The following is a 26,020-nucleotide window of genomic DNA, read 5'->3' on the forward strand; positions in this document are numbered from 1 at the left end:
CCCCCGGCAGGGTCAGCGGGTGCCGACCGCGGCACGCACGGCCCTGCGGGCCATCGCGCAGTCGTCGTGCAGCCGGCGCAGCAACAGCCGCTGCTCCTCGCTCGACGACAGCGCACCCGGGCGCTCCTGACCGGCGCCCGAGGCCGTCGAATCCCGCATGGCCCGCTGGACGGCCGTCTCGTACGTACGGATCTCGCGGGTCAGCACCAGCATCAGGTTCACCAGGAAGGCGTCCCTGGAAGCCGGACCGGCGGCCTGCGCCAGCTGGCTGATCTGACGCCGAGCCGCCGGTGCGTCACCGAGGACCGTCCAGAGCGTCGCCAGGTCGTACCCGGGCAGATACCAGCCCGCGTGCTCCCAGTCCACCAGCACTGGACCCGTCGGCGACAGCAGGATGTTGGAGAGCAGCGCGTCACCGTGACAGAACTGCCCCATGCCCTGACGGCCGCCCGCATGGGCCAGACCGTGCAGCAGCTTCTGCAGATCACCCAGATCCCGGTCCGTGAACAGCCCCAGCTCGTGATAGCGGGCGATCCGCGAGGCGTAGTCGAGCGGGGCGTCGAACAGCCCCGGCGCCGGCCGCCAGGCGTTGACCCGGCTGATCGCGCCCAGTGCGGCCCGGACATCGGCACGGGGCGGGGCCTCCGAGGGATGTCTGGTCAACGCGGCCACCCGGCCCGGCATCCGCTCGATCACCAGTGTGCAGTTCTCCGGATCGGCCGCGATGAGCCGCGGCACGCGCACCGGCGGACGGTGCCGGACGAACGCACGATATGCAGCTATTTCGTGACGGAACCGTTCCGACCACGCGGGGGAGTGGTCCAGTAAACACTTGGCGACCGCGGTCGCCCGGCCGGTGGAGCCGACCAGCAGCACCGAACGGCCGCTGCGCCGCAGCACCTGGACGGGGTTGAACTCGGGGCAGATCCGGTGCACCGAGGCGATCGCCATTCTCAGCTGCGCCCCCTGCGCGCCGGACAGGTCCAGCCGGCCGCTGAGCGGCGGGCCGACCATCCCGGCCGGCCGGCGCGGACGGACCGCGCCGGGCGCCGACGGAGCGGCATGCGGAGCGAGGTACGGTCCGCCGCCCGCCCCCAGGGGACGGAGCGGCCGGGGCGGGGCGGTCACGGAGGACGATGCTGTGTACATGGGCGAGACAGATCCCTTCGCGCGCCGACAAGTTGCGTGCACCGCCCCGGCCGGCGGCCGTTCGGCACCCTGGGGAGTACCTAGGGCTGCCGGGCGGGGTGGCGCTTTCCTACCTGACACCGGCAGGCGGGTGGCAGACCAACTGGCGGACCCTGGCGAACCCTGGCGAATTGTCGCAAGGCCTCTGACAGGGGGTTACTGTCAACACAGCCGAGAACCTGGGGGCTTGACGTGACCGGAGAACCCAACACCCGCCTGTCCGACCTGTTCGGCCTCGCCGGCTGGTCCAAGGGCGAACTCGCGAGAATGGTGAACAGGCAGGCGGCGGCCATGGGCCACCCGCAACTGGCCACCGACACCTCGCGGGTGAGGCGCTGGATCGACATGGGGGAGTCCCCCCGCGATCCTGTGCCCAAGGTGCTGGCTGCCCTGTTCACCGAGCGACTCGGTCGTGTCGTGACCATCGAGGACCTCGGGTTCGGCCGACGCGGGCGTGTGGGGAAACGGCGGGAGGCCGGGACGCAGGACAATCCCGACGGACTGCCGTGGGCGCCCGAGCGGACGGCAGCGGTCCTCACCGAATTCACGGGAATGGACCTCATGCTCAACCGACGCGGCTTGGTGAGCGCGGGCGCCGCGCTCGCCGCAGGATCGACCATCACCGGCCCCATGCACGACTGGCTGCACTCCGACCCCGTACTGGCGGCCGACGCGCCACGGATCGAAGACCCACTGCACGCGGACCCGGCCGGTTTCGACCGGTACGAGGCCGCGCCCATCGGGTCGGACGAGATCGAGGCGCTCGAACGGTCCGTCGAGGTGTTCCGCGCCTGGGACGCCTCACGGGGGGGCGGACTCCAGCGCAAGGCCGTGGTGGGCCAGCTCAACGAGGTGGGCGGCATGCTCGCCTACCGTCACCCCGATCATCTCCAGCGCAGGCTCTGGGGCGTAGCGGCCAACCTCGCGGTACTCGCGGGATGGATGTCCCACGACATCGGCCTCGAACCGACCGCCCAGAAATACTTCATCATCGCGGCCCACGCGGCGCGCGAGGGCGGCGACCGTCCCCGTGCGGGCGAGGCGCTCTCCAGGGCAGCCCGTCAGATGGTCCACCTGGGCCGTCCCGACGACGCTCTGGACCTGATGAAACTCGCCAAGTCCGGTTCCGGGGACATGGTTCTGCCCCGCACCCAGGCGATGCTGCACACCATCGAGGCCTGGGCACAGGCGTCCATGGGCCGCGGCCAGGCGATGCGACGCACGCTCGGGAAGGCCGAGGAACTCTTCACCTCGGACAAGAGCGATGTGCCGCCGCCCAGTTGGATGCAGATGTTCGACGAGGCGGACATGCACGGCATGCAGGCCCTGGCCTTCCGTACGCTCGCCGAGCACGACCCGTCGGCGGCGATCGTGGCCCAGCGCCACGCCAAGCTGGCGCTGGAGCTGCGGGCCAACGGACGCCAGCGGTCCAAGATCTTCGACTACATCTCGCTCGCCTCGGCCTGCTTCATCGCCGACGATCCCGAGCAGGCCGACCGCTACGCGCGACTGGCCCTGGTGACGATGGGGGAGACCTCCTCGCACCGCACCTGGGACCGGCTGCGCGAAATGTACCGGCTCACGGGTCAGTTCGCGGGCTACGCGAAGATCGAGGACCTGCGGGAGGAGATCAAGCTCTCCCTGCCGCAGAGCTCCATCATCAAGCAGCGCAGGCGGTCGTCGGAGATCTGACCCGCGGGCGCCGCGATGAGGGGGCGCCGAGCACAGACCTTCCGACCACCGTCGTTCCTACTACCGGCCGTCCGAGCACCGCACCCGTAGGCGGGCACGCCCTCCTGCGTACTGCGCCGTGTCCGGTGTTCCGTGTGTCCGTGGTTCTGTACGCATGCCTTCGTGCGTCACGCCCCGATGCGGGCGATCAGCACACAGGCGTCGTCCAGGCGCTCGGTTCCGCCGAACTCCGCGACGACGGTCCGCAGGCACTCCTGTGCCGACCGGGCCTGCGCGAACCGCGGTGCCAGAGCCAGCAGCGCGTCCGGGCCCGCACCCCGGTCGCTGTGACGGTTCAGTCCGTCGGTGTGCAGTACCAGCACATCGCCGGGCAGCAGGCGCACTTCGTCCTGCTCGTACGCGACCCCGGAGGCCGCGCCGAGCAGGACCCCGTCCGGCGCGGGCAGCGGACGCCCCACCCCGTCGCGGAACAGCAGCGGCGCGGGGTGTCCGGCCTGCGCCCAGGCGAGGGCGCCGGTGGCCGGATCGACACGGCAGCACACCGCGCTGCCGAGAGCGGGCTGAACGGAGGATTCCAGTAACTGATTGAGGTGCCCCATCAGAGCGCCCGGCTCGATGCCGGCCACGGCCATGCCGCGCAGCGCGCCCAGCAGCATCGCCATGGCCGAGGTGGCCTGAACACCGTGCCCGGTCAGATCACCGACCGTGAGCACGGTGCGGCCGTCCGGCATTTCCAGGGCGTCGTACCAGTCGCCGCCGATGAGCGAACTCGACTCCGACGGAAGGTAGTGGGCCGCGATGTCCAGGGCGCCGGGTCCTTGTGAGGGAAGCCTCAGCGAGCCCCGCCACGGGGGGAGTACGGCTTCCTGGAGCTCGACCGCCATACGGTGCTCGGTCTGTTCCCGGTGCTCCCGGCTGCGCAGCGAGTCATGGGTCCGGCGCACCGTCTGCTGGCTGCGCCGCAGCTCGCTGACGTCACGCAGGACGGCCCACATGGAGGCGGTGCACCCGGAAGGGTCGAGGACGGGCTCGCCCATCATGTGGAGCGTGCGCACCCGGCCGTCGGTCCGTGTGATGCGGAACTCGCCGTCTATCGGCTTGCCGTCCACCAGGCAGTCGGTCACCAGGGCGGTGAGCAGGGGCTGGTCCTCGGGAAGGAGCATGGACGGGAGTTCGTCGAGCGAGAGCGGCCCGGCCGCGGGGGACCTGCCGAAGATCTGGAACAGTTCCTCGGACCAGCTGACGTCGTCGGTGAGCAGATTCCACTCCGCGCTGCCCACCCGGCCGATCAGCGATCCCGGCTTCGGCTCGTCGTAGCGCCCCGGCGCGTCTTCCTCCGCTGTGTCCTGCCCCGATCCCGGCGCCCAGGTCTGCGAGGGGCCCTGCGGGGTCCGGGGCGGCAGGCCCTCCCTGAGCTGTCCCAGGTGTGCGCCGAGGTCGTCGAGATGATGGACCGCGAGATCGCAGAGCGCCCGCTGCCAGCGCAGCTGCGGGTCCTCCTCGTCGATCAGCACCGTGTCCCGCCGCACGGCATCCACATCGCCACGGAGCCGAAGGGTCCGGTTGATCAGCGCATCGACGGTGTCGCGCTCCGGCGGTTGTGGGGCGGGGCGGTCCGCGGACAGATGGGACGGCATCTCGTACTCCGATACAGGCGCGGCACGACCAAGTCTGAAAGGTGGACCGAAGATGACTGTCGCACAGCCTGCGGAAGCCCGTAAGGGATTTGGCAACACTCGGGACGTTGTTGCTTCTGGCATATGTCACAGGCTGCGCAGGGCGCCGATCCGTCGAACACCCGTGCTGTCGACGGACGTTGGCGCAAGTCATCCGGCGTGTGGGGACGGTTGTGCGCCCGAGCGCGACGGCCCCTCGCCGTGCGCCCGGCCCGATCGGGGGCATATGCGGGACGCCGCCGGCTTCGCGGCGGGAATGCGGCAGTGGCCCGCCGTGTTGTCTCGAAAGAACGAAAACGATACCCATTGCCATTGTAGGGGAGTGGGGTCGACGCGAAAGTCTGGAGGCGCCCATGGCCCGCAGTGATACCCGTCCCGTCGTGACACTCCGGTCGACGGCCGGAACGGGGCAGAGCTACGTGACCCGCAAGAGCCGCCGGAACAACCCCGACCGGCTGGTGCTGCGCAAGTTCGACCCGGCGGTGGGGCGGCATGTGCTCTTCCGGGAGGAGCGCTGACCGCGAAGCCGCGGTAAAGCCGCATTCCGTGCCGTGGATCACAGTGCGGGGTGTGCGTTTCCGGGAACGGGAAGCGGTGGTTTATCGTTCACCTATATGTGGATGTCGCGCACCGCGCCCACCCTTCGAGCCGCCCCGGCTGGATTCCCCCGATCCGGCCGGGGCTTTCCTCTGCCCGGGCATCGTCACAGGTCAGCGGCCGGACGGCCCTCTGCGGGCCATCTCGATCAGCAACGCGCCCGCCGCCGGCACCACCGCCACCGCGGCAGCCGCGTCCGGCCACAGGCGTACGGCCAGCGCGGTCACGGCCGCGCCCGCCACGACCGCGATCAGCCGGCCGGCCACCCAGTGGTCCCCACGCTCCCAGGACCGCAGCGCCGCTCGGCCGACCAGGGCGGTGAGCGTGCCGGTGAAATAGTTGGTGGGCGTCGCCCGGATCCGGCCCTGGATGCCCATGGCCGCGGCGATGAGCACCAGCAGCCCGAGCCGGTCCCCGTCCGAGGTGATCAGCTCCAGCGCCCACAGCACGGCCGCGGCTGCCAGCAGGACCACCTCCGCCAGCAGCATCACCGGCAGTGACCACCGCAACCGCTCGTTCATCCACGCGCCGCAGCCGACGCCGACGGCGTAGGCGACCAGCGCGGTGATCACCCGCAGCGCCACTCCTTCCTCTCCGGCACCGGCGGCAGAGGCGCCGAGCAGCACCAGATTCCCGGTCATCACCCCGGCGAAGACCTGGCCGACGCAGATGAAGACGAACGCGTCCGCCGCCCCGGAAGCGGCCGACAGGAGCAACAGGGCCCATTCGCCCCATGGACCGGGTCCGGCGCGGCGGGCGGGGGCGGAGGGTCGCGTGGGAGTGGACACGCCTGCATTCTCGGATTCGGGCCCGCACCACCGCGACGCTGACGTGCCCCGGCGTGTCCCTCTAGAGTCATCCGTCGTGAACAGGCACCTGGCATTCGAGCGACTGCACAACTTCCGCGACGTCGGCGGCTATCCGGGGGAAGGCGGCCTACCGGTCCGGTGGGGCCGGCTCTACCGGTCCGATTCGCTGGGCAAGCTGCGCGGTGAGGACGAGGACCGCTTCCGGACCCTCGGGATCGGCACGGTCATCGACCTGCGGTACGACTGGGAGATCGCAGCCAAGGGGCGAGTGCCCGAGGCGCCGGGGCTGCGCTACCACAACCTCAGCATCGAGCACCGGCCCTACGACCAGGCCGCGCTGGGCCCGGAAGTGGAGACCGGGCGCTTCCTGGCGGACCGGTACGCCGAGGTCGCCCACGACGGAGCCGCCGAACTCCGCCGCGCCCTGGAAGTGATCGCCGACGAGGACAGCGGCCCCGTCGTCTTCCACTGCGCGTCGGGCAAGGACCGGACCGGGCTGCTCGCCGCACTCGTCCTGTCCCTGCTCGGCGTGGCCGAGGACGACATCGTCGCCGACTTCGCCCTCACCGGGCTTGCCACCGAACGACTGCTGGCCGACTGGCGGGCGGACCACCCCGGCCAGGAGCCCCGCTGGCCCGGATACGGCACGGCGCCCGCCGACATCATGCGGTTCTTCCTGGCCGATCTGACCGCGAGGCACGGCTCCGTCCACTCCTACGTCACCGAATTCCTCGGTATGGACAAGGAGGTGGTGGCGGCACTGCGCGGCAAGCTCCTCGAATCCGCCGGGTGAGCCGGGGCGCTCGTGCGCCGTACGACGGTCGAGAGGGGCCTGGGCACCCGTTCGGCCCACGGCCGATTGCGGGGCGTCGCTACCGGGCCCAGCGTGGGGGGACGCCGTGCGCGCCGACGGCGTACGGATCACCCGCCGACGAGGAGCGAGATGGCCGACGCCCAGTGGAGTCCGGGCCCGAGGGCATGGACCGCCGCCGAGTGGCTGCCCGCGCTGGACATCATCGAGCCGCCGCGTCAGCGCCGGCTCACCGTGCTGCTGCGGCTGCTGATCCTGATCCCGCACTTCATCGTGCTGTTCTTCCTGCACATCGCGGCCGTACTGACCGTCATCGTGGGGTGGTTCGCCGCGCTGGTCCTGGGGCGGCTGCCCGAGCCGGTCTTCCGGTTCCTCGCCGGATACCTCGGCTATCAGGTACGGCTCGGCGCCGGCAGCATGCTGCTCGTGGACCGCTATCCGCCGTTCGCCCTCGATCCGCCGCCGGACCACCCGGTCCGGATCGAGGTCAGACCCACCGCCCTCAACCGCCTGGCCGTCCTCGTCCGGCTGATCCTGATGATTCCGGCGGCCGTCGTGCAGAGTCTCGCCGTGGTCGGCTGGTGGACGGTGGCGATCGTCTGGTGGCTGATCACCCTGATCCTGGGACGCATGCCCCGCCCTCTCTTCGAGGCCACGGCCGCCGTGCTCCGCTACGAAATGCGCTTCGGCGCCTACGCCATGATGCTCACCCCGGCCTACCCCAAGGGCTTCTTCGGCGACGACGACCTCTCCGTACCGCAGCGGCAGACGCGTTCGGCCACTCGGCCGCTCGTCATGAGCGGCGTGGGAAAGGGGCTGCTCATCCTGTTCCTGGTGCTCGGCGCGGCCACCTCCATCACCACGTCCTCCACGACCGACTGGCCGGCCGAGTCCGCCGACGGCATGTGAAAATCCTCCCCGGCCCCGTGGTGGGCAAGGCATGATCACGGCATGACATGGACAGCACCCGAGGTGACGCGCACATCCGGTTCAGCCGTGGCCGACGAGCGCGAGATGCTCACCGGCTATCTCGCATGGTTCCGCGACTCCCTGCTGCACAAGTGCGCGGGCCTGACCGGGGAGCAACTCGCCGAACAGACCGTGCGGCCGTCGAACCTCACTCTGCTGGGACTGATCCGCCACATGGCGAAGGTCGAACGGGTCTGGTTCCGGGAGCGGTTCGCCGGGCAGTCGTTCGACCCCATGTATGACCCGGCGAAGGGCAAGGACGCGGACTTCGAGGACCTGGACCCGTCCCGCGCGGCGGAGGACTACGCACGCCTCGTCGAGGAATGCCGCCTCGCGGACGAGATCGTCGCCACTGCCTCGCTGGACGACACCTTCGTCCATGACGGCGAGGAGATCTCGCTGCGCCTGATCCACCTGCACATGATCGGCGAGTACGCACGCCACACCGGCCACGCCGACCTGGTGCGAGAGGGCGTGGACGGCGCGACGGGATGGTGACGCGCCGCTGAGCGGGGGCTCGGCGCCGGGTTGAGGGGGCGCGGCCGTGCCGGGCTCGCCGGCCCGTCATCCGGCGTCGGGCTCGTCCCCCAGCACGTACAGCTCGGCGAGATTGACGACGATCGCCTCCTGAGTGCTGCGGGCGATCACCACGACGGCCTCCTCGTCGGGGCTCGGGTTCTCCTCGCGATGCGGCACGAACGGCGGTACGAAGATGTAGTCACCGGGGGAGGTGCGGATCCGGACCTCCTCGGCCGTACCGCTCGAATCGTCGAGGAAAACGAATTCCGGGTGCCCCTTGACCACGTGGATCGCCGTCTCGGAGTCGCCGTGGTGATGGTTGGACGAGGCGGTTCGCGCCGCCACATGGGTCTGGCCCATCCAGATCCGCCGCGACCCGACCCTGCTGCCGCTGATCGCGGCGAACCGCCGCATGCCGCCCGTCTGCGCGGTGTCGCCGTCGAGTCCGTCCGCCCGGATGTGGTGGAGCCGGGCATGCAGCGGGAGTCCGTGGGCGGCCGTTTCGGCACCGCTGTCCGAGTGACCGGGCAGGTCGGGATGGAAGGCGTCGCGGTCGGCGGAACCGGGCGGGGGAGTGGCGTGGGAGGACATGGCATTCCTGCTCGTCGGGGGCGGGCGCGGACCGTACCGCACCACGAGGCTATGCCTGTTCCCCCGGACGCTGCCGCACACCCGTCGCGTCGGTGAACCCCGTTCGGGCCGTGCGCCGTCGGGCGCGTCCGGGGCACCGCAGGTCCGGCGGACGGCGGTACCGAATGACGCCGGGCACCTTGACGTGGACGCGTCGATAGGTATGGTCTAGTCCAAGTGCAGGGCCCTGTCGGACGTCGCGAGTCCCGGGCGTACGCGGCAGGTTCCTGCCGTGCCCTTCGCACCTCTTGGCCCCCACACTGGAGAGGCCGGTCTGCCACCACCGGGCCCCCATAGCCCGTTCGTGTGCGGCGACGCCTCATGTGAAGGAGAAGCATGCACGCGAAAAGGAAGACAGCCGCAGTCATCGGTGCCTTACTGGCCCCCGCACTGGTCCTGAGCCTTCCGGTCGGCTCCGCCAGCGCCCACGGATACATCTCGTCGCCCCCGAGCCGCCAGGCCCAGTGCGCCGCCGGGACCGTGAGCTGCGGGGAGATCAAGTACGAGCCGCAGAGCGTGGAAGGCCCCAAGGGGCTGACCAGTTGCAGCGGCGGCAACAGCAGGTTCGCCGAACTCAACGACGACTCGAAGGGGTGGCAGGTCACCCCGGTGAGCCGGAACACATCGTTCCAGTGGGTCCTGACCGCCCGGCACGCCACGAGTACCTGGCAGTACTTCGCGGGCGGCCGGAAGATCGCCGAGTTCAACGACAACGGTGCGCAGCCCGGCGCCACCGTCACCCACCAGGTCGACTTCGGTGGCCTGTCGGGCAGGCAGAAGGTTCTCGCGGTGTGGAACATCGCGGACACGGCCAATGCCTTCTACGCCTGCATCGATGTGAACGTCGGCTGACAACGAGCCCGGCCGGCGGTGTGCCGAAGCCCTCACGGAGAGGCGGTCGTGGAGTCCCCGCAGCCGGTCACGTTCGACCGCGTCGTGCTCCAGGAGGACATCACCCGCGGGCAACGGGTCGAGTCCTTCGCCGTGGACATCTGGGACGGCACCGCGTGGAGGACCGCAGTGCGGGCGGGCACCATCGGATGCAAGCGCATCGAGCACCTGAGCGCGCCCGTCACCACGTCCAAGGTCCGGCTGCGCGGACTCGGCGCCCGCGCCGATCCGCACGTGGCGAAGCTGGGGCTGTACAAGGCCTCCTGACCCGGACGTCTCCAGGTGCGGGGCGCAGCGGACGGCTTCCGCCCCGCACCTGCACGGCGGTGCGGGGCGCCGCGGCTACGTCGCGCGGTCCTCCCGGTCGTGAACACGCCGGGCCTGCGGCACACAGCAGTGGGTCGCGACGGGGGCGTTGTGGGCGATGTGTTCGGTCCGTGTCCGGTACTCCGGATCGTCGGCGACCGGGTGCATGTCGGTCCAGTAGATGCTGAGCATCGTGCGGAGCGTCGTCGGTTCCTGCCCCGGGCCGGTGGGCACGGTCAGCCGGTCGAGATGCCGCCACAGCTCGTGGTCCGCCGGCTCGGCGCCGCCGCCGTTGCGGGCGTGGACCGCTTGGTGGCGTTGCACGGCGACGGCCAGTTCACGGAGCGTCTCCCGGCTCTGCTGCCCGGAGTTGAGGCTCTGCGCGCGGTTCACATTCCGCTGTTCCTGGCCCAGCTCGGAGATGGCCCGCTGGACGCGCTGGTGAAAATTGGCGGTGCGGCGCCGCAGCGATTCGAATTCGGCCCGGGTGGCGAACCACTCACGCTTGCCGGCCTCACCCCGGGCGAAGCACTCGACGCGGAACTCCTCGCGCTCCGTCTTCCGGCGGCGCAGGACGCTCGCGGTGCGTTCGTGGACATGCGTGAGGATCTTCCGGGCGCGCGGCAGATTGTCGGGGTGGGTGATCGCCGCCCATGTTCTGGAGTCGCGGGTGGGCGGGTGAATGTTCGAGGTGAGAATCTGCTCGAACTCTTTGTCGGCGAGCTGCGCGAGGTCCTGGGCGTCCACTACTGGCCTCCAAGCCGGTGTTGGGCGGTATGTGACCAGCGTGGCGTATGCCACCGACAAGAACGTAGAAATCCGGAAATAGAACGCGCCAAGCCGGAGGCGTGCGCAGGCCATCCTTCTGACGGTGTGTCAGTCAAGTGGGTTCGGTCTTCCTCCTGCGGCAGTGGTCAACAGGCGCGGCCCACGAGAGACCGCCGGGTCGGCGAACCGACCATCGATACGGCACGGCCACTGGGCGCGGATGAGTCAACACGCCGCCCGCGGAGCGGAGGAGGGCCATCCTCCGCATGTCCGAAACTGGACGCCGCGAGTCAACGCGCCCGGATGGCAGTTGGTCCTTCCTGACCCGCTGCTGGTACTGGCCCGGGCCGGGGACCTGGCCGGACTCGGGCGGCGGCCAGGCTGCGGCCCATGACTCGGAGCCCCGTCGAACTGGTGGTCTTCGACTGCGACGGTGTCCTTGTGGACAGCGAGCGGATATGCGTCAAGGCGGACGCGGTGGTACTGGCCGACCTGGGGTGCGTGTTCACCGAAGCCGAGATCGTCGAGCGGTTCGCGGGCTCGTCCGGCGAGGTTTTCACGGCAGCCGTCGAGCAGCGGCTCGGGCGCCGGCCGGAGAAGGATTGGCAGCAGCAGTACGAGCATCCGTACCGTGCCGCGCTGGACGCCGAACTGACCGCGGTCGACGGCGTCGCAGAGGCGCTGAGCCGCCTCACCGCAGCCGTCTGCGTCGCGTCGAACGGGGATCACGACGGCATCGGGCGCAACCTCCGGCTCGCGGCGTCGAGCGACCACTTCGCGGAGAACATCTTCAGTGCCGACGACGTCGCGCCGGGCAAGCCGGCCCCCGACCTCTTCCTTCACGCCGCCCGTTCCATGGGGGTGGACCCCGGACGGTGTGTGGTGATCGAGGACAGCGCGTACGGGGTTCGGGCGGCCCGCGCCGCCGGGATGCGGGCCTTCGGCTACTGCGGCGGTCTCACACCGGCCGCGCGGCTCCAAGGACCACGTACCACCGTGTTCGACGACATGCGCGAACTTCCCGGACTGCTGGCGGCCGTCGTCCACTGATGCCGGACGCGATCAACCGGTCGTGGCGGAGGGGGAGCTGACTCGCGCCGGGGAAATCGCCGCGCCCGTCGTCAGGAGCGCCACAATGGCGCGCGCACCACGTCGTTCTCCGAGACCCCGCAGTTGACGCCGTTGACGACCTCGTCCCCTCTGATGTCCCAGCCGACGACACCGTTGCCCTTGCGGCCCAACTCCACCAGACGCGCACGCTCATTCCCCTCCCCGGTGTTCACATCGCATTCCACGACACTCGTCCAGGAGCGGCCGTCCACCGCCCCGGCCAGCGCGATCACCGGTAGCACCACCCCGGCCAGCAGCAGGGCGGCGACGGCCGCTGTGTCGGCGGCGTGTTGCAGCCGGCCGGAGGGGGAGGTACGAGTGCGCTTGCCGCTGCCGAGCTCGCGGCGCCCGGTGCGGTACTCGACGATCACGCCGAGACGCAGCGCGTACGAGACAACGGCCACCGCGAGGCCCCACCACCATCCGTGGAAGGCGCCGACCACCAGCGCGAAGGTGAGGGGGACGACGGCGGCGGTCAGCAACGTGTGAACGATGGAGCTGTCCGCGTGCACCCGGGCTCCGCCTCTGGCGGCGAAGTACGCGTACGTGGTGCGCGAGACCACGACGGCGAGCACCGAGGCGAGCAGCGCCGTGTTGAGGAGCATGCCGATCAGGACGTCCGGCCAGTTGGACGGCTCCATGGCGACGAGCGCCTCGCTCGCCTCGCCTCCGCCGCCCAGCGTCCAGGCCAGCTTGAGGACGGGCACGGCGAAGACGACCGCCAGCAGGATGCCGTGGCCGGGGCCGCCCCTGAGATCCTCCGACTTCGCGATGTCGCTCATGGCGCAAGTCTTGGCGGGGTCCGGGCGGTCGGCGAGGCGACCTGCCGGGGCCGTCGCGCGGTGTGGCACGGCCGCTCCGGATGTCACTCGAACGGCGTATCCGCGGCCGGTCCGCCACAGCGTCGGGAAGTCTGTGACGCCGTGCCGGGCAACGGCAGGGGGCGTCGGGTGATCGCCCGCGCCGTTGCGAGACCCGGTGGGCGTTGGTCTAGTGAAGTCATCTGTCAAGGGCTGCCACGGAGCGACCGCGACGCGCCGCGGGCCCCGGACACCCCACGTCCGTGTCCGGGGCCCGCAGCGCAGCGCGATCCCGGCAGGCATACCAGCTCGCACTCTCCCTCCACACCCGCACTCACTGGACGGTGACCATGACCATGTCCTCCTTCGGCTCCTTCGGCGGCCAGGACCCGTTCAACGATCTGCTCAACCGGTTCTTCGGGATGTCCCCGGCATCCTCACCGCCACAGGTGCAGCGGGTTCCCATCGGGCGGCTGCTGACCGAATCGGCCCGTGAGCTGATAGGCCGGGCGACCACACGCGCGACCGAGGACGGCAGCCAGGACCTGGACACCGAGCATCTGCTGTGGGCCGCAACCCAGGTGGACCCGGCGCGGACCCTGCTCAAACAGGCCGGGGCGGACCCCGACGAGCTGGGCAAACGGATCGCGGAAGTCCTGCCGGGGGAGAGCGCCACACCGTCCGCGGAGCCGAGCCTGACGCCGGCCGCCAAGCGCGTACTGCTTCAGGCCTACGAGCGTTCGCAGGCGGCCGGGGTCTCCTACATCGGGCCCGAGCACATTCTCGGCGCGCTGCTGGACACCCAGGAGTCCGGCGCGGCCAAACTGCTCGGCGCCTACGGCACGGAGACCGGCAGACTGCGGCGCGAGGCGGACAATGCGGCACGGGCCGACGGCACTCCGGCGGGCGGAGCGAGCGACACCCCCACGCTCGACCAGTACGGACGCGACCTGACCGAGGAGGCGAAGGCCGGGAAGCTCGATCCCGTGGTCGGCCGGGCGGAGGAGATCGAGCAGACCGTGGAGGTCCTCTCGCGGCGCTCCAAGAACAATCCTGTGCTGATCGGCGAGCCCGGCGTCGGCAAGACCGCGATCGTGGAGGGAATCGCCCAGCGCGTCGTGGCCGGGGACGTCCCCCGCACCCTCAAGGACAAGCGGGTGATCGCCCTGGACCTCTCCGGCCTGGTGGCGGGTTCCCAGTACCGCGGCCAGTTCGAGGAACGGCTCAAGAACGTCATCGACGAGGTCAGCGCCGCCGCGGACTCGACGATCCTGTTCATCGACGAGCTGCACACCGTGGTCGGCGCCGGGGCGTCCGGCGAGGGCGCCATGGACGCGGGCAACATGCTCAAACCGGCTCTGGCCCGGGGTGAGTTGCACGTCGTCGGGGCGACGACCATCGACGAGTACCGCAAGCACATCGAGAAGGACGCCGCGCTGGAGCGCCGCTTCCAGCCAGTCATGGTGCCCGAGCCGACGGTCGAGGAGACCATCCAGATCCTGGAGGGCCTGCGGGACTCCTACGAGGCCCACCACCAGGTCCGCTTCGCCGATGACGCCCTGGTTGCGGCGGCCGAACTGTCCGACCGCTACATCAGCGACCGCTTCCTGCCGGACAAGGCCATCGACCTCATGGACCAGGCGGGCGCCAGGGTGCGGCTGAGGTCGCTCGGCAGATCCACCGAGGTCGTCTCCCGCGAGGACAAGCTCGCCAAGCTGAAGCGGGAGAAGGACGAAGCGGTCGCGTCCGAGGACTTCGAGAAGGCGTCGGGGCTCAAGCTCCAGATCGCGGAGACCGAGTCCGAACTCGCCGGTGTCGAGGAACGGCGCGAGGGCGTCGTGGACGTCACCACCGCCGACATCGCCGAAGTCGTCTCCCGCCGCACCGGCATCCCGGTCACGCAGCTCACCGCCAGCGAGAAGGAGAAGCTGCTCAAGCTGGAGGACGCGCTGCACTCCCGCGTGGTCGGCCAGGACGAGGCGGTCACCGCGATCGCTCAGGCAGTGCGCCGCAACCGGGCCGGTATGGGCGACCCCGACCGCCCCGTCGGCTCCTTCCTCTTCCTCGGGCCCACCGGTGTCGGCAAGACCGAACTGGCCAAGGCGCTCGCAGAGTTGCTCTTCGGCGACGAGAACCGCATGGCCCGCTTCGACATGAGTGAGTTCCAGGAGAAGCACACCGTCTCGCGGCTCGTCGGCGCACCGCCCGGATACGTGGGCCACGAGGAGGCCGGCCAGCTGACGGAGAAGGTACGCCGCCAGCCGTACAGCGTGCTCCTGTTCGACGAGGTGGAAAAGGCCCACCCCGACGTCTTCAACACGCTGCTGCAAGTCCTCGACGACGGACGCCTGACCGACGCGCAGGGCCGGACGGTGGACTTCCGCCACACCGTCGTCATCATGACGTCCAACATCGGCGCCCAGCGCATCCTCGCCCACAAGGGCGATGTCTCCGAGATCCGCGACGACCTGATGGGCGACCTGCGGGGCCACTTCCCGCCTGAGTTCCTCAACCGCGTCGACGAGACGATCATCTTCCACGGCCTCGACAAGGACGACCTCGGCAACATCGTCGACCTCATGCTGGACGGCAGCAAGCGCCGCGTACGGGCCCAGGACATGGAACTGGAGATCACCGAAGCCGCGAAGAAACTCCTCGTCGCGCACGGCCACCAGCCGGAGTTCGGCGCCCGCCCGCTGCGCCGCACGATCCAGACCGAACTCGACAACCGGATCGCCTCCCTGCTGCTGAGTGACGAGGCGGAACCGGGCGACACCATCGTCGCCGACGTCAAGGACAACGCCCTGGTCTGCTCGATCCGCCGCCCCGAGACCTCCGCCGAGGCCGAGGCAGAATCGGAGCCGGAGACCGAGGCGGCCGCGGCCGATTAGGGTCCGACGCCGGACATCCCACAACTCGGCCTTCCCTCTCCGGTTCAACGGTGATCACATGCTTGCCGCGCAGTCCCAAGAACTGCGTGGCAAGCCCTGTTCGAGCAGCAGAAAATCCGGGTGACCTGGGCCGGTCATGGCCTTTCCGTACTTCGACCGTCACGCCGGCGGCAGACCGGGCCCATCGCCTGTCGCCTCGCCGTCGATGTACACGACCCTGCACTCCAGGACCGGCTGGTATCCGCGCTCGGGGGCCGGCCGGGCGCCGAACCCGGGCCCTCGTCCTGACCGGCCCGCGTCGCTGAACGACAAGCTGAGGAGCGTCTGCTGCGCCGCGGAGCAGACTCGGACCGGTCGATCACGGAACCCCGGCTCCGATCTCCACATCCTCCTCCACACGACGCGTGGCCACCGGCCGCGCACTGTGTCCTGGGGGGACCACATGTTCACGTTCAACAGGCGTACCGCGGCCGCCGCGCTGGCCGCCTCTGTCCTTGCCGCGGCCGGACTCGCGGCCACCGCGACACCGGCCGCCGCCATCCACGGCGGGCAGAACACCACCGTGACCGACCACCCGTACGCCATGCTCATCGAGACTCCGGACGGCGAGCAGTTCTGCGGCGGCACGCTGGTGGCCCCCACCAAGGTGCTCACCGCCGCGCACTGCATCAAGGACGCCGCCGAGCCCCGTGATCTGCTGGTCATCGGTGGGCGAACGGACCTGAGCAGCACCAAGGGGGCGGTCCGGCATGTCGCGTCGGTCAAGGTCCACCCGAAATTCGCCGAGGCCACCCTCACCTACGACGCCGCGCTGATCACCCTCTCCGAGCCGATGCCGTACGCACCGCTGAAGCCGGCCGGTCCGAAGGACTCGGCTCTCTACGCCTCGGGGAAGACCGCGAAGACCGTGGGCTGGGGCAAGACCGCCACCGACACCCCCGGAAAGCGGCTGAAGTCGGCCACGCTGACCCTGGCACCGCTCAAGGGCTGCGCGCCCTTCACCGACCCGGGCGAGTCCGCCGCGCTCAAGGTGTGCGGGATCCCGGCCGCCAAGACACACGACAGCGTCTGCCGGGGCGACTCCGGCGGGCCACTGGTCGCCGGGGGCAAGGTGATCGGTGTGGTCTCCACGGGCAACAAGTACTGCGACGACCAGTACCCGGTGTCCGTCTTCACCCGGGTCAGCGCGATCACCGCAGGGCTCGGCCTCCCGGTCGGGTGACCGGAGGCCGGTCCTCCACGAGTTGAAATGACTGTCCGCGCCGGGCAACGGCCCGCTAGCCTCGGTCTCCATGAACCGGCGGCGGCGCAAGAAACTCTCCCGACACCTCGGCACAGCCGTCCTCATGGGTGAAGCCGCCCGGGTCAAGGCGCTTCTTTGGGCCGGCGCCGACCCGGAGCGGGCGGACAGCGAGGGCGTCACCCCTCTCTACCTGGCATCCGTGAACGGCGACGCCGAGATCGCCCGTCTGCTCCTGGTGTCCGGGGCCTCCCCGGACACCGAGAGCGCCGGACTCGGCTCGGAAGGCACGCCGTTGTGCTCGGCCGCGTGCCGGGGTCACATCGAAGCGGTACGCGAACTGCTGGCGCACGGAGCCGATCCGAACCTGCATGAAGATCACGGCACCGGCCTCTCGCCCATGGACTGGGCGACGGCCGGCCGGCATGCCGAAACAGTCGCCCTCCTCATCGCGGCGGGAGCCGCCGCGCGTACCTGACGAGTGTCCGGATCACGACGGCAAGGCGTGGACGCTGCGGGTGAATGAGCGGTTGCTCTGTGTCAGTCGGCGTGGCTGACCATCAGTACCCGAGGGGACATCTGAATGGTCCGCATGCGCAACGTACTTGCCGTGCTCGGCGTCACCGCCGGACTCATCACGGCTCCCGCCGCGAGCGCCTCGGCGAAGCCGGAGGAACGGTCGCCCGCCTCCCCGGCCCGCCACGAGCCCTGCACCGGTGGAGCTGCGCCGCGCAGGAGTGGCCGACGGCTACTACCGCATCGAGGGCGTCCACGAACCGGTCCCCATACCCACGGACTTCCTGTTCCCGCGGCATGCGCCCGACGGGGTGTGGGAGACCGGTGCGTATGAACGTGGAACCCGCGAGGTCATCGCCCGACACCCGAGCGAACAGGCGGCCTGCGAGAAGTTCCTGAGCCTCCTTCTCTGAGGAGTCGGGGGTGGGCCGCTGGAGGAACGGGCAGCCCACCCCACTGTTGATGATAGGAAATACGTTCCGAGGGTGAACCTCGCGACCCGTACGGGTGATTGCCCCCTCACGCGATGCGACGGCGCGCCGAGCTGCGGCTAACTCTGCTGCTTGTGATTCAGAACCTGCTGCGTACCGCCACGGCGGTCGCTCTCACCGCCCTGCCCCTCACCATGACGAGCCCGGCACTCGCCGGAGAAGGCTCCGTCGCACCACGGACGAACTCCGGCGCGCCGCAGTCGAGTTCCCTTGCTGCACAGGCGAGTCCCTGCGCTTCCGTCGTGGCACCCGTCGGACAGTTCTGTATGCCGTCGCCGAAGCAGTGCTTCACGACGCCGTGCCCTCAGTACGATCTCGTCGCCATCCCGTTCTACCCCCTGCCCCCGGGCGGGGACGCCGTGACCTCCCCAGGCCCCCGGCGCACTCTCTGACCACGCCAGGGGCGGGGCACCCTCAGCTGCCCACCACCCCTTGCCGCATGCGGATCACCCTCCTCGTCCGGCGCTGAAACGTTGATGCCCTGCTGCGCGGCCACGGCCGCACTTCGACGGTCACGGCCGTGCAGCAGGGCACACCGGCATCCGGGCAAGTCCGAGTACGGCGGGCGAGGCGGTCCTGCGGCCGCGAACGGGCATTGTCAGTGCCCGTAGGTATGTTCGGTCGTGTCCTGCCGTTGTGGCGAGGAAGTCGCCTTGGTGCACATAGGAGTGGTGCGTTGTCAGACTGGGAGAGGTCGAGCACGGCACGGGTAATAGCACCCGCGCGACCGCGCAAGCTGGCCAAAGTACCGTTCGTCGAGCTGGCCGACGGACGCCTGCAGGGAGTGGTGTCCAGCGGTTCGGACATCGGACGTGTCTATGTGTCGTCGGTCGCCGCGAGCACGTACACATTCGCGTGCAGCACCAACAACAACCGGCCCTGTGGCGGTGCGCGGGGGTCGTTCTGCAATCACATCCGGGCTCTGATCAACGAGGCGGTGCTGCAGTACGGCGCCGAGCGCGTCGCACGCTACCTGAGGGTCGAGCCGGCGGACGGGGAGCCGAGCGCGCAGACCATCGCCCACGACATGGGCGCCGCACGTCCGCCGCAGGGGGACACCCAGGCCGCCGCACCCGTCTTCAGCCGGTTCCTGCGTCACCTCGCCTATCTGGAACTCACCCCGACCACGGCACCGCTGCCGGAGATGCAGTGGTTCCCGCCGACCAGGGCGGTGGCGTGATGCGTGCAGACCTGTTCGCGGAGGACGTCACCGGACTCGACGAGGCCCTGGCTGCCGTCGACGGCTTCGACCGGGCACTCGTCGCCGGCCTGCTCCGTCCCCAACCCGCCCAGACCGCCGGCCTGACCGGACTCGCCCACGCCGTCTCGGGGACGCCGCTGGCCGCAAGGGTTGCCGAGGCCGCCGAGAAGGCTGGGGGCGGAGCCGCGGGCGAAGACCACTTCGTCGCACTCGCCGCCGCCCGCACCGCGCTCCTGGGCTCCGTCCACGACGCGCTGATGACCCGTATCGAAGAGGCGACGGGCCGGCCCTGCGAGGAGACGACCGCACGCGAACCCGCCGGGCTGCAGGCGGCGAACCTGCTCACCGCCGCCCGCTCCTGGCTCTCCGATCTGGCACGCTGCGGATGGCAGGGCATCGACCACGACGTGGTCTCCGGCGCGGCGCCGGTCGTCTCCGCGATGCTTCCGGATCCCGAACTGCGCCGACTGGCGACGCTCCTCGACGGCTTCGCCGCCGAACTCGCCGCGTCCTGCCCGGGCGTCTCCCTGGAACGGATTCCGGCACGCCGCTGGGCAGACTTGTGGTCACGCGCGCTGCTCCTCACGGTGCCGGGCGCGGCCGACGCGCCGACCACCGGCACGGTCACCGGCCGTCTCCTGCCCCTCGGCGTCGACGTCCATGAACACGCGACCGCCGTACAGGCCCAGGTCCACGCGGTGTTCGAGCCCGCCGACGGCACCACGCGCCGCCTGGTGCGCGCCGCGATCTCGGTACCGAAGCCCGACACGGTCGTCGGAGCAGGTCTCTGGCAGCTGCTCCGCCCGCACATGTCGCTGCTGACCGCCGTCAGTGAGGGCCGCTCGATGGAGCTCACCGACATGCCGGTCACCGCGGAGGGCGACCTGATCTGGAGGGACGAGCACGCCCGCCGCGGCGAGCCCGCCGACGTCTTCGCCACCGCCCGCGTCGCCCTGCCCACCGCCACCGACACGGCGACAGCACCCCTGGACCGGCACCCGGCGCGCATAGCCGTCCCCGTGTTCCTGGAGGGCTATGCCGTCCACAAGGACGACGACGCAATCACGTTCACGCTCCCCGGTGGCCCACTCGCCGTCGACACCGACCGCATTCCGACCGCCGGACCGCTCACCCCCGAGGCCGTCGCGGCATCCGGCGCGTGCATCGGACTGCTCCGCTGGGACGCCGGGACATATCGCGTGCAGCCCCTGGCCGTCGAGACGACCGTACGGAAGAAGGCCGTCGCGATCCACGCCGGGGGATGGGCCGGGGGCACCACCGACAAGGCCGGCGTCAAGGCGGAGAAGGCCGCCACCGACGCCGTGGCCGTGCTGCGGGAGCGTGCGGGGAGGCTGCTGCGGAAATGACCGACCACAACACGACGGAGCAGTCCGCCGAGAACGCACAGCCTCCGGACATCGGAGCTGATCGGTCCCCGCAGGCAGTCCAGGGCCCGCAGGCCTCCCATGTCACGCGGATTCCGGAGGCGGATCCTCAGGACAACCGCCGTCAGGTCCTGTACTGGCGGCTTCTCGCCCGGCTCTTCGACCCCGAGGAACAGGGCACGCTGGAATCCGCGAGCCTCGCGGTCGTCGAGGACATCGGCCTGCCCTCCGCACTGCTGGACCCGCAGGCGTCCGTCGACTCGATCGTGCAACGCCACCCGGAGCTGGCCACCGAGTTCGACGGCCTGATGACACCCGACCCCGACTCCAACCCCGACTCCGAGACTGCCGAGGCACGCGATCGGGCCGCCGAGGTGCGACGGGCGGCGTTGGTGTCGAAGGTGCTGCTCAACGTCTTCGCCTCCGGCTCGGGCACGGTCACCGCCGGACAGCTGGCGCGCTGGCAGTCCGACGCGGGCTGGTTCGAGCGCGCACTCGGCTGCAGGCCCGGCGAGCTGCGCGGCGGCCGTGCCGGGGGAGGGGCCGCCGGACAGGGCGTCAGCCCGACCGGCACCGGCGGCAGGCGCACGACCCCCGACCTCAGCCGGCTGATCCCGGCGATCGGCCCGGAACTCGGCGCCATCGAGGCCGACCTCGTCAAACGGATGCACCTGCGCGAGGTGCTCGCCGACCCGAAGCTCGCCTCGCAGCTCACCCCGAGCATGTCGCTGATCGAGCAACTGCTGCGGGACAAGAACAACCTCTCGGGCTCAGCCCTGGCCAATGCCAAGGACCTGATCCGCCGCTTCGTCGACGAGGTCGCCGAAGTGCTGCGCACCCAGGTGGAAAAGGCCACGGTGGGCGCCCTGGACCGCTCCGTCCCGCCCAAGCGGGTGTTCCGGAACCTCGACCTCGACCGGACGATCTGGAAGAACCTCACCAACTGGAGCCCGGAGGAGGAGCGGCTGTACGTAGACCGCCTCTACTACCGGCACACGGCCCGCAGGACGACACCCCAGCGGCTGATCGTCGTCGTGGACCAGTCGGGCTCGATGGTCGACTCCATGGTGAACTGCACCATCCTGGCATCCATCTTCGCCGGGCTGCCGAAGGTGGACGTCCACCTGATCGCGTATGACACCCAGGCCCTCGACCTCACGCCATGGGTGCACGATCCCTTCGAGACCCTGTTGCGCACCAACCTGGGCGGCGGTACCGACGGCACGGTGGCCATGGCACTGGCCCAGCCGAAGATCGCGGAGCCCCGCAACACCGTCGTGGTGTGGATCTCCGACTTCTACGAATGGCAGACCGAGCCGCTGTTCGAGAGCATGGTCGCCATCCACCGATCGGGAGCCAAGTTCATTCCGGTCGGCTCGGTCACCAGCTCCGGCCGCGGCAGTGTCAACCCTTGGTTCCGTGAGCGCTTCAAAGACCTGGGTACGCCGGTGCTCTCCGGCCACATCCGCAAGCTCGTCAACGAGCTCAAGACGTTCCTCGCTTAGAAAGGCTCTGTCATGTCCGACCTGTTGCGCGCCCCCGCCGAGATCAAGTACGCCGAGGAACTGGAGTGGCTCGAATCCATCGACGACAACCCCAAGCCCTTCTCCTGGCGGCTGTCCCCGAAGATGGTCCGTCTGTTCATCCTGGGTTCCGAGCCCTCCGACGGCCTGGACCGGGAGATCTCACAGAAGTGGTACGGCGACCGCAGTTTCGTCGAGCGTTCCATCGTCACCCTGGCCTCCGACCGCGGCCTGCTGCTCATAGGTGACCCCGGCACGGGCAAGAGCTGGCTGGCCGAGCTGCTGTCCGCCGCGATCTGCCGCAATTCCACCCTGGTGGTGCAGGGCACGGCCGGTACCACCGAGGACCACATCAAGTACTCCTGGAACGTGTCGATGGTCATCGCCAAGGGCCAGTCCCGGGAATCGATGATCCCCTCGCCGATCATGACCGCGATGGAATCCGGCGCGATCGGCCGCTTCGAGGAACTCACCCGCTCCACCAGCGATGTACAGGACGCGCTGATCTCCATCCTGTCCGAGAAGTACATCTCGGTACCCGAACTTGACAGCGACAGCATCGTCTTCGCCAAGCCCGGCTTCTCGATCATCGCCACCGCGAACAGCCGCGACCGAGGCGTCAACGACCTGTCGTCGGCGCTCAAGCGCCGCTTCAACTTCGTCCGCATCCCCGTGGTCACGAACAAGAAGAGCGAGGTGGAGATCGTCCGCTTCCGCACCGAGGAACTGCTGCGCCGCCACCGGATCGAACTGGAGGTGCCGCCGACCCTGCTCGACGTGCTGCTGCAGAGCTTCGCCGACCTGCGCGCCTCGGCGGCCGCGGCCGGCAGCGACGACGAGAAGCTGGAGTCCGCGCTGTCCACCGCGGAGCAGATCGGCGTGCTGGAGGACGCGGTGCTGCACAGCAACTTCTTCGGAGACCGGGCCCTCACCGCCCGGACGCTGGCCTCCTCCCTCGTCGGGTCACTGGCCCGGCGCGAGCCCGAGGACCTGGCCATCCTCAACAAGTACCTGCACGGTGTCGTCGAGCCGCGCAGCAAGGAAGAGGGCGGATCCTGGCCGGAGTTCCTGGAGGGCGGCCGCGACGCGATCGCCACCCTGTCATGACCGGCGTCCACGAGGGGACCTTCGAAGGTCTGCGTGGTCAGCTGCAGGATGCTGCGGCGACGTTCGCCGACGGACCCGACGCCCTGGAGGGCATCCTCCTCGGCATCGTCGACGACGTCGACCACGCGGTCCGCGAACCGCTCGAAATCTTCCCTGTCTGCCATCACTCACCGGCCTCGGCGATCGCGATGGCCCGTCGCCTGCGGGAGAAACAGCCCAAGGTCGTCTACCTCGAACTCTGCGAGGACATGGCGCCACTGCTGACCGAGCTGCGCAACTGCAAGCTCCCGGTGGCGGTCCAGTCGTTCGCGGCCGAGGTCGACGGCTTCCCGGCCGAGTGGTCGCCGCTGTCGGTGGTCGCCCCGATCACCGAGGCCTCCGCCGAGTACCAGGCGATCGCCTACGCGCTGGACACGCCGGGCGTGGAGCTGGTCCTCGTCGACCGTTCCTCGGACCACGTCTTCCAGTGGGACGCGCGAGCGACGGAGTCCGCCGGGCCGGCCGGCCCCGACGCACCTCCCGCCGAGGAGGGGGCCGCGCTGCACGGCGACGCGGTCGGCGTGGAGATCGGCGACCTGCGACCGCGCTTCGCCGAACTGGAGGAGCACCTGCTGCGCCACGGCAAGGTGCGGCACTGGTCGGAGTGGTGGCACCAGTACGTCGAGCTGCCGCTCGGCGACAGCGACCACGACACCTACCGCCAGGTGATGCTCCTGATCGGAAGCCTCTTCCGGCGGCTCGCACCGGGCGACCCCCACAGGGTCCGCGTGGACGAGGACCGCGAACGCTACATGTGGACCAGGATGCGCGAACACCTGGCCGCGACCGGCGCCGATCCCGCGGACTGCCTCTATGTCTGCGGCGCCTTCCACGCGGCCAGCCGCGTCGCGGAGTTCGGTGTCCACGGCACGGACACCTTCCGGATCAGCCCGCCCAGTGCCACCACCTGGCAGCACGGCCTGATCCCGTCCAGCCACGCGGCGATCGAGGCCCAATTCGGCCTCGCCGCAGGGTCGGTGTCCATCGCCGCGACGGTATGGGCGAAGAATGTCCGACGCACCCGCGTGGAGCCCTTCCGCCTGGCGGGGCAGGCCGGCGCGAAGAAGTCGAGGGCCAAGAAGGCAGCGGCCCCGGTGGGGCCCGCCCCGGAGATCCCGCCCTCGGACAAGCTGACCGGATTCCTGCAGCGACCGCCCGCCCTGGACCGGCTCGACGAGGCGGAACTGCTCGGCTGGTCGGTGGAGATCGTGCGCGCCGCCCGCCGGAACGGCTACCTCGCCTCCACCGCCGACGCCATCGCGGTGTTCGAGACGTCGATCCTGCTGGCCGGAATGCGCGACCGGGCCAAGCCCACGCCGTACGACTTCCAGGACGCTGCCGTCACCTGCATCGAGAAGGACACCGTGCCGGGCCGGCGCGATGTGCGGCGTCTCGTGGAGATCATGATGGGCGGCGACCGGGTCGGCCAGGTCGGCTACGACGCGCTGCCACCCCTCGCCCGCGACGTCCACGACCGGCTCGCACCCCTGGGCCTGAAACTCCAGCAGAGCGGCGTACAACGGGCACTGCTCGACATCGCCTCCCAGCCGGAACTGGAACGGTGCTCCGACGCGTTGTGGATGCTTCGCTACCTGATGCCGCCGGGCGCCGCCCGCCCCATCATGGGCGAGCGGAAACTGGGGGAGCGGCCCATCCAGGAATCGTGGGACCTCGCGCTCGGCACCTACCAGCGTGCGCTCATCGAGCTCGGCTACGAGGGCGTCAGTATCGAGCAGGTGCTGGAACAGCGCTTGCGCCGCACGGCGTACGACCGGCGCGCCACCGCGGCGACCGTCCTGGAAGCCGTCGAGGACGCGACGCTGTACCTGCGCAGCCGCCGCCTCGCCGACGAGCTGGGCACACACGCCCTGGAGGTGCTGTCGGCCGAGCGCAGCGTCGACGGCGCACCGGAGGTACTGCGCCGGGTGCGGCGACTGCTGGCTTACTACCGCACCAGCGAGCCGGTGCTGCCGCCATGGATCGAGTCCTTCGCCAAGACCGGATACGCCCACTACTGCACCCTGCTGCCGACCGCGTTCACCGACGACGACGCCACCGTCCGCCAGGTGGCAGCGATGCTGGGCTTCCTGTTCAGCATGGAGAGCCTGGCACTGTCGCTCGGCTGCGACCGGACCCAGCTGGAACTGGCGGTGGCCCAGTCACATCCCGAGGAGCCGTCCAAGACAGCCCTGCTGTGGGCGGCCCGGGTCCAGCTCGGCCGCCTCTCCCGAGCAGACCTACGCGCCAAGTGCGACGACCTGCTGGGCAACCCCCTGGTGGTGCCCGCCTACCCGCGCTACCTCAGCGGCTTCGTACACGCCCTGGAACCCGTTCCGGGACTCGCGGACTTCGTGGTGGAGGCGGTCTCGAACGCGTTCGGACGGCTGCCGGATCCGGTGCTCCTGCCGTGGCTGCCGACGCTGATCACCACCCTGCGATCCGGTGGCTCGGAGCTGGCCCCCCTGCTGATACGTGAAGCCGGGCGGACCTTCCCCGGCCGGCTCACGGCATTGGACGCATGGGTGCCACCGTGGCGCTCCCAGCCGGACCCCCAGGCCGCACTGCCCGCCCACAGCACGCCAGGCACCCACGGCTGCACACTCCTCGCCGCGCACCCTGCGACGTGCGACGCGGTGGCGGGCCTGCTGGGCTGCGAAGGTACGTGGGAGACGGCCGATCCCGACGGCCCGGCAGGCGCGGCACTGCCGGGCCGTCATCCGGAGACGGCGGTCGCGCTGGAGGCGCTGCTGGCCCGAGCATGACCCCTTCGGCGTGAGCACACGAGCGCACTCAGCGGATCTGCCGAGGACGAAGAGTCCGGTGCCCGCCCTGCCGTCGGCGGGGCGGGCACCGGACACATC

Annotated in this window: 23 protein-coding genes; 17 read left to right on the forward strand and 6 right to left on the reverse strand. The window is 70.2% G+C overall.

Annotated features, from left to right (window positions below):
• Positions 1–12: 12 nt before the first annotated feature.
• Positions 13–1,149 carry an aminoglycoside phosphotransferase family protein gene (locus ACFVH0_RS38310; RefSeq protein ID WP_385828003.1) on the reverse strand — a complete coding sequence of 379 codons (1,137 nt, stop codon included), beginning with the start codon at positions 1,147–1,149 and terminating at the stop codon, positions 13–15.
• 231 nt (positions 1,150–1,380) lie between these two features.
• On the opposite strand from ACFVH0_RS38310, the gene ACFVH0_RS38315 reads away from it, so the two are divergent.
• On the forward strand, positions 1,381–2,880 hold the full coding sequence (locus ACFVH0_RS38315; RefSeq protein ID WP_385828005.1) for a hypothetical protein: 1,500 nt from the start codon (positions 1,381–1,383) through the stop codon (positions 2,878–2,880).
• Between the two features lie 167 nt (positions 2,881–3,047).
• Here the strand turns inward: ACFVH0_RS38315 and ACFVH0_RS38320 are convergent, their stop codons facing one another.
• A complete protein-coding gene (locus ACFVH0_RS38320) occupies positions 3,048–4,517 on the reverse strand; it encodes a PP2C family protein-serine/threonine phosphatase (protein ID WP_385828007.1) in 1,470 nt (489 codons plus the stop codon).
• Between the two features lie 392 nt (positions 4,518–4,909).
• On the opposite strand from ACFVH0_RS38320, the gene rpmG reads away from it, so the two are divergent.
• Positions 4,910–5,074 carry a 50S ribosomal protein L33 gene (rpmG, locus tag ACFVH0_RS38325; protein ID WP_385828009.1) on the forward strand — a complete coding sequence of 55 codons (165 nt, stop codon included), beginning with the start codon at positions 4,910–4,912 and terminating at the stop codon, positions 5,072–5,074.
• 192 nt (positions 5,075–5,266) lie between these two features.
• On the opposite strand, the gene ACFVH0_RS38330 is transcribed toward rpmG, so the two are convergent.
• Positions 5,267–5,941, reverse strand: coding sequence for a YoaK family protein (locus ACFVH0_RS38330; protein ID WP_385828011.1), 675 nt, complete (start codon positions 5,939–5,941; stop codon positions 5,267–5,269).
• 76 nt (positions 5,942–6,017) lie between these two features.
• On the opposite strand from ACFVH0_RS38330, the gene ACFVH0_RS38335 reads away from it, so the two are divergent.
• The 3 genes from ACFVH0_RS38335 (at position 6,018) to ACFVH0_RS38345 (ending at position 8,240) form a co-directional block, all read left to right on the forward strand.
• Positions 6,018–6,755 carry a tyrosine-protein phosphatase gene (locus tag ACFVH0_RS38335; protein ID WP_385828013.1) on the forward strand — a complete coding sequence of 246 codons (738 nt, stop codon included), beginning with the start codon at positions 6,018–6,020 and terminating at the stop codon, positions 6,753–6,755.
• 150 nt (positions 6,756–6,905) lie between these two features.
• Positions 6,906–7,682 (forward strand): DUF4389 domain-containing protein, encoded by a 777-nt coding sequence (locus ACFVH0_RS38340; RefSeq protein WP_385828015.1) that lies wholly within the window; start codon positions 6,906–6,908, stop codon positions 7,680–7,682.
• Between the two features lie 42 nt (positions 7,683–7,724).
• A complete protein-coding gene (locus ACFVH0_RS38345) occupies positions 7,725–8,240 on the forward strand; it encodes a DinB family protein (protein ID WP_385828017.1) in 516 nt (171 codons plus the stop codon).
• Between the two features lie 66 nt (positions 8,241–8,306).
• On the opposite strand, the gene ACFVH0_RS38350 is transcribed toward ACFVH0_RS38345, so the two are convergent.
• Positions 8,307–8,852, reverse strand: coding sequence for a cupin domain-containing protein (locus ACFVH0_RS38350; protein WP_385828019.1), 546 nt, complete (start codon positions 8,850–8,852; stop codon positions 8,307–8,309).
• Between the two features lie 375 nt (positions 8,853–9,227).
• Between ACFVH0_RS38350 and ACFVH0_RS38355 the strand changes: the two genes are divergently transcribed.
• Both ACFVH0_RS38355 and ACFVH0_RS38360 read left to right on the forward strand, forming a co-directional pair.
• A complete protein-coding gene (locus ACFVH0_RS38355; protein WP_385828021.1) occupies positions 9,228–9,743 on the forward strand; it encodes a lytic polysaccharide monooxygenase auxiliary activity family 9 protein in 516 nt (171 codons plus the stop codon).
• A gap of 48 nt (positions 9,744–9,791) precedes the next feature.
• Complete coding sequence (locus ACFVH0_RS38360) at positions 9,792–10,049, forward strand: hypothetical protein (RefSeq protein ID WP_385828023.1); 258 nt, start codon at positions 9,792–9,794, stop codon at positions 10,047–10,049.
• A 75-nt stretch (positions 10,050–10,124) separates the two neighbouring features.
• On the opposite strand, the gene ACFVH0_RS38365 is transcribed toward ACFVH0_RS38360, so the two are convergent.
• Entirely contained in the window at positions 10,125–10,835 is a 711-nt protein-coding gene (locus ACFVH0_RS38365; protein ID WP_385828024.1) for a hypothetical protein, read from the reverse strand.
• 411 nt (positions 10,836–11,246) lie between these two features.
• On the opposite strand from ACFVH0_RS38365, the gene ACFVH0_RS38370 reads away from it, so the two are divergent.
• A complete protein-coding gene (locus ACFVH0_RS38370) occupies positions 11,247–11,906 on the forward strand; it encodes an HAD family hydrolase (protein ID WP_385828026.1) in 660 nt (219 codons plus the stop codon).
• A 71-nt stretch (positions 11,907–11,977) separates the two neighbouring features.
• Here ACFVH0_RS38370 and ACFVH0_RS38375 read toward each other — a convergent pair whose 3' ends face one another.
• Complete coding sequence (locus ACFVH0_RS38375) at positions 11,978–12,748, reverse strand: hypothetical protein (RefSeq protein WP_385828028.1); 771 nt, start codon at positions 12,746–12,748, stop codon at positions 11,978–11,980.
• A gap of 368 nt (positions 12,749–13,116) precedes the next feature.
• Between ACFVH0_RS38375 and ACFVH0_RS38380 the strand changes: the two genes are divergently transcribed.
• From ACFVH0_RS38380 to ACFVH0_RS38420, 9 genes are all read left to right on the forward strand, one after another.
• A complete protein-coding gene (locus tag ACFVH0_RS38380) occupies positions 13,117–15,657 on the forward strand; it encodes an ATP-dependent Clp protease ATP-binding subunit (RefSeq protein ID WP_385828030.1) in 2,541 nt (846 codons plus the stop codon).
• 442 nt (positions 15,658–16,099) lie between these two features.
• A complete protein-coding gene (locus tag ACFVH0_RS38385; RefSeq protein ID WP_385828032.1) occupies positions 16,100–16,879 on the forward strand; it encodes a S1 family peptidase in 780 nt (259 codons plus the stop codon).
• Between the two features lie 70 nt (positions 16,880–16,949).
• The gene (locus ACFVH0_RS38390; RefSeq protein WP_385828034.1) at positions 16,950–17,375 is read left to right on the forward strand and encodes an ankyrin repeat domain-containing protein; all 426 of its coding nucleotides are present in this window, start codon (positions 16,950–16,952) and stop codon (positions 17,373–17,375) included.
• Positions 17,376–17,613: 238 nt separating this feature from the next.
• On the forward strand, positions 17,614–17,826 hold the full coding sequence (locus ACFVH0_RS38395; RefSeq protein WP_385828036.1) for a hypothetical protein: 213 nt from the start codon (positions 17,614–17,616) through the stop codon (positions 17,824–17,826).
• A 754-nt stretch (positions 17,827–18,580) separates the two neighbouring features.
• Complete coding sequence (locus ACFVH0_RS38400) at positions 18,581–19,084, forward strand: hypothetical protein (RefSeq protein WP_385828038.1); 504 nt, start codon at positions 18,581–18,583, stop codon at positions 19,082–19,084.
• Positions 19,084–20,472: a hypothetical protein gene (locus ACFVH0_RS38405; protein ID WP_385828040.1), complete on the forward strand. Its 1,389-nt coding sequence runs from the start codon at positions 19,084–19,086 to the stop codon at positions 20,470–20,472. Before ACFVH0_RS38400 ends, ACFVH0_RS38405 begins: the two co-directional genes overlap by 1 nt.
• A complete protein-coding gene (locus ACFVH0_RS38410) occupies positions 20,469–21,995 on the forward strand; it encodes a VWA domain-containing protein (RefSeq protein ID WP_385828042.1) in 1,527 nt (508 codons plus the stop codon). Before ACFVH0_RS38405 ends, ACFVH0_RS38410 begins: the two co-directional genes overlap by 4 nt.
• A gap of 12 nt (positions 21,996–22,007) precedes the next feature.
• A complete protein-coding gene (locus tag ACFVH0_RS38415) occupies positions 22,008–23,120 on the forward strand; it encodes an AAA family ATPase (RefSeq protein WP_385828044.1) in 1,113 nt (370 codons plus the stop codon).
• Complete coding sequence (locus ACFVH0_RS38420; RefSeq protein ID WP_385828046.1) at positions 23,117–25,921, forward strand: hypothetical protein; 2,805 nt, start codon at positions 23,117–23,119, stop codon at positions 25,919–25,921. Before ACFVH0_RS38415 ends, ACFVH0_RS38420 begins: the two co-directional genes overlap by 4 nt.
• Positions 25,922–26,020: the final 99 nt, after the last annotated feature.

The organism is Streptomyces sp. NPDC127117, assembly GCF_042677325.1.
Classification (GTDB): domain Bacteria; phylum Actinomycetota; class Actinomycetes; order Streptomycetales; family Streptomycetaceae; genus Streptomyces.